Origin of the sequence: Shewanella sp. MTB7 (assembly GCF_027571385.1) — a bacterium.
Taxonomy (GTDB): Bacteria; Pseudomonadota; Gammaproteobacteria; order Enterobacterales; family Shewanellaceae; genus Shewanella.
This window is the reverse complement of sequence record NZ_CP085636.1, coordinates 1,034,333-1,047,138: the sequence shown is the minus strand read 5'-3', so window position 1 is coordinate 1,047,138 and position 12,806 is coordinate 1,034,333. Positions and strand designations below refer to the sequence as shown.

Below are 12,806 nucleotides of genomic sequence, written 5' to 3'. Positions count from 1 at the left end.
TATCTGGTGCTTAATTTACCTAAACTGATATAAATATACATCACAATAACCTTAGCGATGGAGTGTTCCCTGAATAAATATCTCCAGTTTGGCCTGATATCCCTGCTTTCCAGTCCGGCGAATGGACAAACACTGCAGCAGATGGCGGCCCCTCTCTATTCGATGGAACAAAATATCACCTATCGACAGCTCGACAATGGTTTGCAACTCAGACTTTTACCGATTCCATCAAGTACCAGTGTTTCCATTGCCACCCAATTTAGTATCGGCTCAAAAGATGAAATGATAGGAGAGACTGGCTACGCTCACCTGTTCGAACATATGCTATTTAAAGGCAGTAAAAATGCACCCGGCGACAGTTACGCCCAAACCATGAGTGCCTTAAGTGGTCAGTTTAATGCTTCCACCTTCTTCGACTTCACCAACTATTACCTTACCCTTCCATCTGAAGCACTCGAGCTTGCTCTTTGGCTTGAGGCGGATCGTTTTATTCGGCCTGAACTCACAGAAGATACCGTCAAGAACCAACAAGCGACGGTATTGGAGGAGATGGCAACCACTATCGATAATCAACCTTACGTACGTGATGCTATGGAGTTCCTGCTTGCACAAGCAAAAAGCACACCTTATGGCCACTCCGTTATCGGCAGTAAAGAGGATGTCAGTAACGCCACTGTTGAGCAGCTAAATCAGTTTCATCAACGCCATTATCGACCCGATATCACCCAATTGAGCATAGTGGGTAGTTACTCCGACAAAACCAGTACTTGGGTCGATTCTGAGTTTGGCCAATGGCAGAACCCACCAATACCCATGTCGAGTACTCCCTCTTTAGTCAAGGTTACCCAGATAGAACCAAAAAACAGCCATGTTCATGGTGAGATCATCGATACCAGAGGCCCTTGGCCTGCCGTTCTACTCGCGTGGCATACCGTAGGCCAGCAACATACAGAGGCTGCGGCAATCGAGCTGCTTGAAGCTTATCTATTTCAAAATCGTGCCAGTTTAATTAAGCAAAGTGGACTGACAAACCCAGAACAACTGCTCACTTACTCCATTCCCCTCTCGATGAATCTTATGGGCGTGAGTAACTTAGTGATGGTTCCTAGAGCTAAAACCTCCCTCAATCAACTCGTGATTAACGTACAAAAGATGATTGCTGATATAAGCGAAAATGGTATCAATGAAGCGTCACTACACCACTTAAAAGCCAACTGGCTGAATCAAGCACTGCAACGGCTCGACCAACCCTCTAGACTAGCAATAATCCTTTCAGCAACGCTGGATAAGGACAGATTAACGCCATTGACCGCACCTTGGGAGCGCATTCACGCAGTGAGCACAACTCAGATACAAGCCGTAGCAAGCACTTACTTCAATCAGGGGTATGTTCGACTGGATCTGTTACCCCCATGGTACATAAGGTGGACAAAAGCCATGCTTGAGTTCCTACCAGAAGGAGTAAGTGACACTCTGGAGGAGAGCGTGTTATGAAGCCCTTCACCAAACAAGCATCAATAGCTAATGCGTTAACATGCAGCTTCATATTATTGCTGAGCCTTGCAGCCTGCCAGCAAACGAAGTTAGTATTCACTGACACTAAGCCCCCTGTTATATCAAAGTTTACAGCACTTAAAGGTGCTCCTGACGTCAGTTTAGAAGAGGGGCAACATAGGGCATGGAACGTCAAAAAAATATCTGCAAACCTCACCTTACATCAATATCCGTCAAGTCCATCAGAATTGGTTTATCTACACCTCAGTTTGATTAATCCCAATCGGCCATTTAACAATATTGATGTGCTTAATACCACTCTCTACCAAAAAGCCTATAGACTAGCTGCAACAGCCAATCTCTCTTGCATTGAAAGCTTACGCATTAATGCCAGTATGCACAGCATCGGCTTACAGATGGCCTGCCCAAACGAAGAGGTTGCACCAGCCTTAACCTTGTTAGCCAAGACTTGGCAAGCGGATGCGTTCGATGATTTAGATCTCGATACAGTGCGTCGGCAGTTAAAATTAAATAAACATATCAATGCCTATAGTGGTGGCGAAATAGAAACTGTGTGGGCAAAGAAAATATTAGGCGAACGACATCCCTATAACCTGAGTTTGCGCAACCAAGCCCTTCAAGATGAGCTCACTAATGAAGAATTGGTTAAGCTACAAGCTGCTCTGTTAATCGGATCAACATGGCATCTGCTAACTTCAGCAAAAGGGGGAGAGCACATTGATCTAGTCAAGAATTTAGCGCTGAAGTTACCAGATCAAACATTTTCCAGTAATATAGATGAATCCAGCTCCAATCTAAAGCTCAACTCCCAGCAGAACCTGAATCAACACTCACAGAAACGCCTCTATATCATCGATGCCCCCGGTGCAGTGCAAACTCAAGTAAGAGTCGGATACCGTTTACCCATCACAACATCAACGTTTCAGAAAAAAGCGGATAATGAGTTCAATAAAAGCGAGCCTCTGACTTGTCAAATACTGGCCAGCTGGTTGGGGCGAAGCTTTTCCGGCAGGCTCTATTATGATTTAAGGGAGCAACGTGGTCTTACTTACGGCATATATGGGAGGTGTTTTGATAATCCGTTAGCTCGTACTCTAAAGTTTTATGGCAGTACCCAATTACAACACTCTGGTGCCTTTATCTCAGGTATTTTAGATCATTTGGCGCTTGCCAAAGAGACCAAGATAAAAGAGGCTGAGCTGTTAGCCATTAAGGTACATGAAAAAAGTAAATACCGCTTAAGATCACAGTCAATAAACTCGGCTTTTGCCTATTACATTAAACATCTAGCACATGGAAGAGTGGAGTCTGAATCATCCCAGCAAAAGCAGATAAGCCAATTATCAATTCAAGCACTGCAACATATGGCTCAAGATCTATTTCTTACTCCACCGACAATATTAATCCGTGGTGATCTTGATAAAATAAAAAAAGATCTGCAGCAGAAATTACCACATTGGCAGATAATTCAAATTGAACCTTAATTCATATAATAATATAAATTAAAGAATATACTCTTTAACAGAAGCTTTGTTATGCGTAAAATATAACCCTCACCTCAACCTTTAGTATTAAACACTAGAAAATAGCGCTAGCCCCGCCCTAAATAGATGCAAGAAAATGCAGGTGGGATGTAAACTCGAGAAAATCCAACCAGATCAGGTTAATCAACTGTTGCGATTGTTGAGTAAACAGATACAATCAACAATAACGAAAAAAGATCGGCTACTACAGTGTCACAAGATAAACTTGTAATACTAAGGAACGAGTAATAAAGCATTACATCTGTTGGATGTCATAAGGAAATGGGATGTATGATGGCGAAATTTTTACCCTTAACCACACAGATAATAATTTATTAATACTGAAGAATACTGCAGGATTATTAAACCTTAAAGTTAATCAACATAAGAATGTTGCAACAGCATGGAATAAATCTAAAGAAAAGCAAAAAATATTATTACATTTTATAAACTCAGTCATCGATGATGTAAAATATTTAGACGAGATACTTTTCTCTAATGGGTTCCATATTGCAATATGCAACAAACTATCTTTAGATGATGAAGTTTTCCTTATAAAACTTGGATTTAGAGCAGCCATTCTTTCTGAATCACCAGCTCACATTCTTTTAGAGACAATATCAAAAATTTTAAATGGGAATCTCTACTTTAGTAATGGAGCCCTATCTAAATTCATTTTAAATTATCAAAACCAAACATTATCCAAAGGTCAAGTGTTATTAATGACATCGACAACTAAGAAAGAAAAAGAGGTGCTATCTTTAGTTTGCAACGGGTATAGCAATGATCAAGTGGCAGACAAATTAAATGTATCCATTAACACAATAAAAATGCACATGCAAAATATTTACAAAAAAACCAATATAAGAAATCGCAGTCACTTATTACTTGCCTATAACCAAGGCATAGAAATTAATTAAAAACCTACCCTAAAGAATGTATTCAGGATGTTAATATTATCCTTTCTAATAATTGAGACTTACCGCATTCCGTATAATATACCGTTAACTGTATTATATTCTCAAGGAGAGATGGAATGTTAAAAAACAAACAGCGCGGTCAAGGTATGACTGAATATATTATTATTGTCGCATTGATTGCTGTTTCAGCAATTGGTGTGTACAGCTTTTTTGGTCAAACAATCCGTAATCAAGTTGCTGGGCTCTCTTCTGAAATGTCAGGTGTTGACTCTACAGCACAAATTACTGCAGCACAGACATCCGCTGTAGATGCATCTAATGTGGCTAAAGAAGATTATAACTTAGGCAATTACAACGAAGCAGCAAATAAAAGCGCTGCGGGTAACTAATTCCACCTCTATCTAAGCAAGAAAAGAATCCCTTTTCTTGCTTTTATCAAAATGGAATTAAGTGATGAGAAAGTTTAACCATCTAGGTCAAGGTATGACCGAATACATTATCATCGTTGCACTCATTGCCGTTTCTGCAATTGGTGTTTATAGCTTCTTTGGTCAAACAGTCCGTAATCAAGTTGCCGGTATATCATCCGAAGTATCAGGCGTTGACTCTGCTGCACAAATCACTGCTGCTAAAGGCTCTGCGACAGCAGCAACAAACGTTGCGAACAAAGACTATAACCTAGGTAATTACAATGAAGGGGCAAATAAAGCTGGTGATGGGACAGGTGGCGGAGGCGGTATAGATTAACCTCTTTTAAATGTTCAGTGCTCACCTAGTTCTCTCAATAAAACGATTCCCAGATTTGAATACAGATAGCGATGATTTCTAATCAATAAAAAAGCTATTAAGCATATGGAAAATACAGCAATGAGACATGGACGAATTCTGACAAAAAATAAAGGCCAAGCAATGGTCTTGTCATTAATTCTAATGTCATTTTCTTTAATGGTTGTGATATTTAGTTTTAACGTATCACAACTCAATTTAAACAGTAGTAAATTGCAAAATACTGCTGACAATACAGCCTATAGTATTGCCACCATTGCTGCCCGAGATTTTAATTTTAAAGCTTATACCAACCGAGCCTCTGTCGCTAACCAAGTTGCTGTAGCTCAAATGGTCGGTTTATCGTCTTGGTTTAATATGACCGATAAATTTGCTAAAAACGCCTGTGATTTTTTATGCTGGGTACCCTATTTAGGGCAGGTTTTATCTGGTATAGAGTCCGCGGTTGGAGCCATTAATAGTGTGGCACAACCCGTTTTTGAAGCCTTGATTTATGCTGAGGATATTATTTTACAAGCCTTATCTGCATCACAACAGATTGTGCATTATGCAGGCTTGGTCTCTACTGTTATTACTGCTGGCGATATTGTTAAAGCCAATGATCCCAGAGCTAAATTAGACCTATTACAGAACCCACAAATGTTGGGAGATATTAAAAATTTATGGATTGATTTTCAAAAGAGACATAGTAGAAGCAACCAAAAACCAAATCAAAGAGGCACTAATCAATTTCAGGATTTTCTAACTGTCTCCTTAGATTCTCGAGATTCTTTCAGCAAATCCCGCAGTTACAAATTAGGTTTCCCCTGGTCTCTCAGTTTATTTCCTCTTCGCTGGAAAACCCATAAAACAGGCGGAAGTGAGCTTATTTCCAATGGTAATTACCAAGCTGAAACTTGGACCTCCATGGATACAATCAGCTTTCACCTTTCAAAGTTCCGTTGCAGCTGGTCAGGTTGTCGCTGGAGAAGCTACAGAGAAACGCCATTAGGTTGGGGAGCAACACGCTCAGATGATAGAGCCAATATAAGAAGAGTAGGTAACAACAATTCTTGGGGCTCAAGTCGAGATACCAATAATTCTGCATCTCGGTATGCGGCATATGATCAGGAAACACGAGGAGACTATAACGGCGTACAGCCATTTTACGGGCTTTCAAATGCGGCACAGTCAAAGAATACTACTGAAAATATTGCTGTTGTCGTGTCAAAATCACAAAACAACATACGGACAAGTAGCACTGTTGATGTTGGAAAAGACAACACTAACCCAGCGATAAATGAAGAGATGCTAGGAGATAGACTAACTGCGCTTGCTACTGCACAAGTATATTATTCAAGACCTTATGATCTGATGATATCTTCAGCTGCATGGCGTCGCAGCGATAGCCGCCATGAATATGGCAACCTCTACAACCCCTTTTGGCAAACACGATTATCAGACTCTACTAACTCTGAGCGAAATATCGTCTTAGCATTAACTAGGTTCCTGTAATGAAACAGCAACCATTTAAAAAACAACAGGGACAAGCGCTGATTGAGAGTGTTATTGGTATTAGCTATGCGGTTATACCGCTGCTCATTCTCTTGCCATTTATGGCAAAAATGGGAGTCGTAAAACATAAGGCTCAGCAAGCCTCTCATTACTCAGCATGGGAAAGAACTGTATGGAAGGAGCGTCGCCCGAGTCGACTCCCTAGAAGAACGGGTTTATACCTAGCACAAAAAAGTGAACTTGATACCGCGAAACAGATCCCTTGGCGATTCTATCAACATGATGGTAATAAGCTGACCAGTCGCACAACGGCGCAATGGGATTGGAACAGTAAGGTTCATCCAACATTAAAACACCAAGTTCGCCAAAATCAAAACGCAGAAACCATACTCAAGTCTAATCAACAGAATCCAACGGATAGTAACGAGCTCGATAGATTCACTCGCACACACTCTGGTGGCAGGCTGCCGGGCACGATAGGCAGTGCTGTCGGTCGCGCAATAGGCCTGCTCTCTTTTACAGGGTTCTCATTAGAAAGAGATCAATTTTACCGTACTAATATAAGCGTCAATATCGAAAGTCTGTATTTAGCACCTTTTGATAATATCAATCTCAATTTTCAGAGCAATAGTGCCCTATTGGCTTCCGGTTGGAATGCAGCAGGCCCCTACCACGTAAAAAATAGGGTTAAGCGCTTAGTACTGACTAACTATATGGATAACGGTGTCATACGTACCGCACAAAGTTTATTAGGCATCCTCCCTTTCGGTAAAGAGTTACGCCCAAGTAGATTAAAACTCGGGTATGTCGATCCTGATGTTCTTCCTCTCAATAGACTCTGTACCTATGGCACAACTAACTGTGGAGGCTAACGGATGAAAATTCTTTTACTCATATTGCTCGCCCTCTTTTCAGCTCAAGCATATGCTTCCGATTGGCCTGAAATTGAATTTCCAGAAAGCGCAAAGGTTGAAGTCGTGGCTGATAATATGCGTTATCAGGGGTACCCGATGAAAACCTGGGTCGTCACAGATAAGCAAAACCAGATGATGATGGCTAACTTCTTTAAACAACAATGGCAAGATAACAGCGAACGTTTTGATGCCAGAATGTTCAATGGCGATTATGTTATCAATAGCATGCAACCCCCTTATCTACTGACAGCCCGTATCAGTCAGAATTTTGATGGTGTTGTCACTTATGTCGGCATCACGAAAGAGATTAGCGAAACTGAACTTGCCAAAGTCAATCAACATCAATTCCCAAAACCACACGGTGCAACCGTTATTTCGGACATTCAATCTCAGGATCTTTTCAAGCATGGACGCACCTTAGTGTTAAGCAGCCCTCAGAGTTTATCCGCCAGTTACCACTACTATCGTCGGCACTTTCAACAAAGAGGTTGGTTAGAAAATGCGGCTATTTTGGACACCAACGCAGGTAAAGCTGTACTGCAGATAAGTCAAGGTACAAACCTAATCGATATTAGTTTTAATATCAAAAAATCAAAAGTTTACATTGTTGCTAACCAAGTCACGGAAGGACTCTAGAGATGTATCATCCCTCAAAAAAATCGAATGTAAGAGGACAGGCAAGTGTCGAATACTTGGTCGTATGTTCTGCACTGGTTGCCGCATTATTGACACCAGTGGAGAACAATAACAACGTCATGGAACTGTGTCTGGATTCACTCCGGGACTGGTACACCGCATTTGCATATAGCAAATCACTGCCCGTTCTACCTAATTAAATTGGGTCTTTAAATGCAAATAAAATCAATAGACTTCAACTGGGTTCTACTCCTCATTGCTATCGTTCTTGGTAGCATTGCTGCTTGGGCCACAAATAATTACTTTATTACTAAAGAACAGGAATTAAGAGCTGAGCTATCAAAAGATAACATTGTTATGGCAGATGTCGTTGTGGCGACTCAAGAGCTAAGAAAAGGTGACATAGTTTCACAACAAAATATGTCAGTCAGACAAATACGTGCCGATACCTTACCGCTTGACGCTATTCACCCCAAGGACTTTGACCTCATCGTAGGACAAATGTTACTTGAGCCCCTATCCCCCGGCCGTCCATTAATGGGCAGCTACCTACCAGGACATAAAATAGAGCAGTTCTCCGATATGTTGCGAGAGGGCCAACGAGCCGTCACCATCGACATAGATGAACTTAACTCTACAGCTGGGATGTTGGTCCCCTCTGATCATATCGATCTGCTTCTCTCGTTTGAAGACAAAAATGGGACAGACGATCTTAATAGACTACAACTGCTACTGGAAAATATTACCGTAATTGCAACAGGGCGTCGCAGCATAGACGTCAACCCAGAACTCGTCGATACCCTTTACGATAACCCCAATGCCTATGGCACCGTCACCCTCGCTCTGAGCGTCACCGATGCGGCAAGGGTCACAATAGCAAAAGAGAAAGGCAAGTTTGTCACCTTATTACGTAATAAAAACGAAAGTTTGCCACTTGAGTTTATCTCTCTTCATGAGGGTCAGCTCTTTAACCAGTCTGACGATGTGCTAACTCGAGAAGTAGAGGTTATTACCGGAGGCAACGGCATAAAAACGTCCATTCAAGCCTATCCTCTTCCTATCGCAATGTTAGAACAACTGAGCCAACTTAAGAATAAAACAGCATTATGAAAAATAATAAAATAATAAGAATCATCTGGATAGCACTATTAATTCCCTTCCTAAGCTTTGCTCATAATAATAAACCGATGAAGTTATATGTCGGTGCTGTTGAGCTTTATAAAGCAAAAGATGTAGAACGAATCGTCGTTGGTAATAGCAAGGTTATTAGCGCCAAGGTAATTGATAATAAAGGTGTGCTTCTTATCGGAGAAGGAAACGGAAACACCGACCTACAACTATGGCAAAAAAATGGCAAGTTAATCAAACTCAGTATCACAGTGACCAACGACAATAGCTTACGGACCAGCGACAAAGTAAAGAAGATGCTAGCCGCATTTCCCTCTATAACGGTCACAGAAAGCGACGGTCTAATCATAGTGCAAGGTGAAGCGGATCTCGCATTGAAACAGCAGCTAGAGAGCATTATCGGCGAAGCCCCTAATGTTGTTTCATTAGTTAATTATTTAAAATTTGCTAAAACCATGTCCCCCATGATCAAGATGCAGGTCAAGATTGTTGAATTTAATAAATCAACGCTCAATAACGTAGGCATCAAATGGGAAACAGCCATGTCAGGGCCTGCTTACGGTGCGGCCAAAGCATTTACTTCAAATCCTCTTTTTAATGTGGCCTCTCCAGGGCAATATGCAGAAGCAATTGGTGGCGCGATAACCGACGGCATTGGTGTTTTAGACACCCGAGGCTGGAGTTACTTTGGCATCGTTACCGGCATAGGCTCACAAATCCAACTGCTTTCAGAAAAGGGCGATGCCCGCATGTTAGCCGAACCTAACCTCACCACTCGTAGCGGTGAGTCAGCAAGCTTTTTATCCGGTGGTGAATTCCCAATCCGTAGCATTAGTGGGCTGGGTTCTGTGGATGTCGAATTTAAAGAGTACGGCATAAAACTCGATATTGAACCCGTTGTTGATGGCAATAACAATATCATCAGTCGCGTCATGGCAGAAGTTAGCTCTATCGACCCCTCTGTAGCCATCGATGGCATCCCTGGCACACTGACACGCCGAACCGAGTCTGTCATTAATGTGAAAAATAATGAAACCATCGTCATCTCAGGCTTGGTTAACAGCGAAATGTCAAAAGTTGTTAATAAGTTTCCCTTCTTAGGCGACATACCTATTTTAGGTGAGTTATTCAAATCTAGAGATTTTAAGGATAACAAAACTGAGCTTGTCATCTTTGTCACTCCCACGATCGTCTTCCCTGGTGAGGAGAGCCACGACAAACACTTAGCACGCGGTTTAGAGATGGCTGAAGAAACCAACAAGCTTGAAGCTTTTTATATTCTGGATTAGGAGAGTGAGATGTTTAACGTCGTCGTTAGCACTACAAAAGGGACAAAGGTAGGTGAGTTTCAATGTATTCACTCTCACTGTAAAATAGGCAAAGATCCAGACCAACTCATTGTATTAAGAGGATTTAAAGTATCTAAACATCACGCAATTTTAACCCAGAATGATCAAGGTATCTTTATTGAAGATAACCAAAGTCGCACAGGCGTTAAAATTAATAATGAGAAAGTAAGCCAATATGGTCCGCTGATCATAACTGACAAAATTCAAGTCGGTGATTACCAGATACGCGTACACAGTACAGATCCTAAATATTCTGCAACATCAGAGACTCAGCAGAGTCATGATGAACCGCTAAGCGAAAAGCCGGTTTTAAATACTCAAATTGACAAGAGTGAGCCTGAGCCAACTCAAGCGGAAAAAAGGGTATCGAAAAACGCCAGCCCGACTCTCACCGACAAACAGCTTGAGAACATAAAGATACGAAATGATTGGCGGCGCAAGGTCCATACCGAGCTCCTTAAACAGATGGATCTACGCCGAGTCAACGTCAATGAGATGAGTGATGTTGAACTTAGAAGCCAGAGTGAATCACTGATACATCAGATCATCTCGAACTTTAAACTCCCTGAAGAGATTGAGACCATATCTTTAATCAAAGAGGTACTGGACGAAACCATAGGTCTTGGCCCTCTAGAAGGGCTCATTGCAGATAAAGATGTGACCGAAATAATGGTCAATAGTCATGACCAAATTTTCTACGAGAAAGCGGGCAAGCTCTATCTTTCAGATGTGGTTTTTTCAGATGATCAGGCCGTTTTAGGCGCAATAGAGCGAATCGTCACACCAATAGGACGACGTATCGATGAGAGTTCTCCAATGGTTGATGCTCGATTGAAAGATGGTTCACGCGTCAATGCAGTCATCCCCCCTTTAGCGCTTAAAGGCCCCTGCATCACTATCCGAAAGTTTATGCAGCAAAGGCTTAGCTGCAACGATCTGGTCAATTTTGGCTCAATGAATCATGCCATGGCTGAATTTCTTGAAACCGCCGTCAATCAAAAGCGCAACATCGTCATCTCCGGCGGTACAGGCTCAGGAAAGACAACCCTACTGAACGTGCTGTCTAACTTCATTCCAGATAATGAACGTATTGTCACCGTCGAAGATGCAGCGGAACTTCAGCTATACCAACCTAACTTAGTCTCACTCGAAGCGCGCCCACCAAATCAGGAGGGCAAAGGGGCGATTGAGATCCGCGACTTAGTGAAAAACTGCCTCAGAATGCGACCAGATCGAGTGGTCATTGGAGAGTGCCGTGGCGGTGAAGCCTTAGATATGCTTCAAGCAATGAATACCGGTCACGATGGGTCGTTAACCACCGCTCATTCCAACTCTCCACGCGATTGTATTTCACGTCTAGAAGTCATGGTTATGATGGCCGGAATGAATTTACCGATACAAGCTATTCGCGAGCAGATCACCTCTGCGGTAGATATCATCGTTCAGCAATCCCGCTTTTCTGATGGCTCAAGGCGTGTCACCAGCATCTGTGAACTCACGGGCATAGAGGGCAGCATAGTACAACTGTCTGAGATTTTTAAATTTGAACAAACGGGCTTTAACAGCGAAGGCAAGGTACAAGGCTACTACACGGCAACAGGCACTATGCCAGAGTTTTACGAACAGCTTCGTAAACAAGGTGTAAAAGTTAAACTCGATATTTTCGATAAGGATGCAAAAAATGGCTAGTTCAATTTTTGCGACTATTTTTGCCTTTCTGACAGTCGCTATACTGGTGTGGGCACTAAAACACCTATCAGCACAACTCGCTGTTAAATACCAGGAAACCTTTACCTCATCAGCAAGAACTAACCTCGCTGATATGTTCCTATTCATTGAGCCTCGTCAGCTTTTTTGGCTCAATATGCTAACACTACTATCGGTGCCTTTTCTGGTAAGAATATTCCTCGGATCCTGGGTCGTCGGCATCATTATCAGCATCATTCTATCCATCATCCCGAGGTTTGCTTATAAATATCTCCACACTCGCCGCCGTCGAAAATTTGTTCATCAACTCCCAGATGCGCTCAACATGATCGCTTCCTCGATGCAATCGGGTGCCAACATCAGCAGTGCAATTGAATTTATGGCGGAAGAGATGGAGGCTCCTATGAAACAGGAATTTCAGCTGTTTCAAAGAGAGCAACGTCTGGGGGTTGAGTTCAATACTGCACTGGACAACATGTTTAAACGAATTCCTGAAGATGAATTCCAACTTGTTACTGCTGGCATGCAAATATCAAGAGAAGTAGGCGGAAACTTAGCTGAAGTCTTGCTCAGATTGTCTTCGACCTTGAGAAGAAAAATAGAGATGGAAGGGAAAATTGATGCCCTCACCTCCCAAGGGAAAATGCAGGGAGTCGTCATGACACTGCTGCCTATTTTTATCGGCATTGTTCTATACCAAATGGAACCAAGATCCATGGGTAGAATTTTCACAGAGCCTATGGGGTGGGCGCTTATTGCATTGATAGTCATCATGCTAACTAGTGGCTATCTGTCCATCCGCAAAATTGTCGCAATCGATGTATAGGTCATACG

At 42.1% G+C, this 12,806-nt stretch carries 12 protein-coding genes; all 12 read left to right on the top strand.

From position 1 onward, the window contains the following. Positions 1-69 precede the first annotated feature (69 nt). The 12 genes from HWQ47_RS04245 (at position 70) to HWQ47_RS04190 (ending at position 12,798) form a co-directional block, all read left to right on the top strand. On the top strand, positions 70-1,494 hold the full coding sequence (locus tag HWQ47_RS04245; protein ID WP_442802095.1) for a M16 family metallopeptidase: 1,425 nt from the start codon (positions 70-72) through the stop codon (positions 1,492-1,494). Beyond that, positions 1,491-2,999: an insulinase family protein gene (locus tag HWQ47_RS04240; RefSeq protein ID WP_269969943.1), complete on the top strand. Its 1,509-nt coding sequence runs from the start codon at positions 1,491-1,493 to the stop codon at positions 2,997-2,999. The genes HWQ47_RS04245 and HWQ47_RS04240 overlap by 4 nt, the downstream gene beginning before the upstream one ends. A gap of 326 nt (positions 3,000-3,325) precedes the next feature. Further along, positions 3,326-3,958 carry a response regulator transcription factor gene (locus HWQ47_RS04235; protein WP_269969942.1) on the top strand — a complete coding sequence of 211 codons (633 nt, stop codon included), beginning with the start codon at positions 3,326-3,328 and terminating at the stop codon, positions 3,956-3,958. A gap of 116 nt (positions 3,959-4,074) precedes the next feature. Further along, complete coding sequence (locus HWQ47_RS04230; RefSeq protein ID WP_269969941.1) at positions 4,075-4,347, top strand: Flp family type IVb pilin; 273 nt, start codon at positions 4,075-4,077, stop codon at positions 4,345-4,347. Between the two features lie 64 nt (positions 4,348-4,411). Further along, positions 4,412-4,705, top strand: coding sequence for a Flp family type IVb pilin (locus tag HWQ47_RS04225; RefSeq protein WP_269969940.1), 294 nt, complete (start codon positions 4,412-4,414; stop codon positions 4,703-4,705). Positions 4,706-4,810: 105 nt separating this feature from the next. Next, entirely contained in the window at positions 4,811-6,238 is a 1,428-nt protein-coding gene (locus HWQ47_RS04220; RefSeq protein WP_269969939.1) for a Tad domain-containing protein, read from the top strand. Beyond that, complete coding sequence (locus HWQ47_RS04215; RefSeq protein WP_269969938.1) at positions 6,238-7,110, top strand: hypothetical protein; 873 nt, start codon at positions 6,238-6,240, stop codon at positions 7,108-7,110. Before HWQ47_RS04220 ends, HWQ47_RS04215 begins: the two co-directional genes overlap by 1 nt. A 3-nt stretch (positions 7,111-7,113) precedes the next feature. Further along, positions 7,114-7,788, top strand: a complete 675-nt coding sequence (locus tag HWQ47_RS04210; RefSeq protein WP_269969937.1) for a hypothetical protein — start codon at positions 7,114-7,116, stop codon at positions 7,786-7,788. A 213-nt stretch (positions 7,789-8,001) separates the two neighbouring features. Continuing rightward, positions 8,002-8,898, top strand: a complete 897-nt coding sequence (cpaB, locus tag HWQ47_RS04205; protein WP_269969936.1) for a Flp pilus assembly protein CpaB — start codon at positions 8,002-8,004, stop codon at positions 8,896-8,898. Then, positions 8,895-10,205, top strand: coding sequence for a type II and III secretion system protein family protein (locus HWQ47_RS04200; RefSeq protein ID WP_269969935.1), 1,311 nt, complete (start codon positions 8,895-8,897; stop codon positions 10,203-10,205). The genes cpaB and HWQ47_RS04200 overlap by 4 nt, the downstream gene beginning before the upstream one ends. Before the next feature lie 9 nt (positions 10,206-10,214). After that, complete coding sequence (locus tag HWQ47_RS04195; RefSeq protein WP_269969934.1) at positions 10,215-11,954, top strand: ATPase, T2SS/T4P/T4SS family; 1,740 nt, start codon at positions 10,215-10,217, stop codon at positions 11,952-11,954. Continuing rightward, the gene (locus tag HWQ47_RS04190) at positions 11,947-12,798 is read left to right on the top strand and encodes a type II secretion system F family protein (RefSeq protein WP_269969933.1); all 852 of its coding nucleotides are present in this window, start codon (positions 11,947-11,949) and stop codon (positions 12,796-12,798) included. The genes HWQ47_RS04195 and HWQ47_RS04190 overlap by 8 nt, the downstream gene beginning before the upstream one ends. Positions 12,799-12,806: the final 8 nt, after the last annotated feature.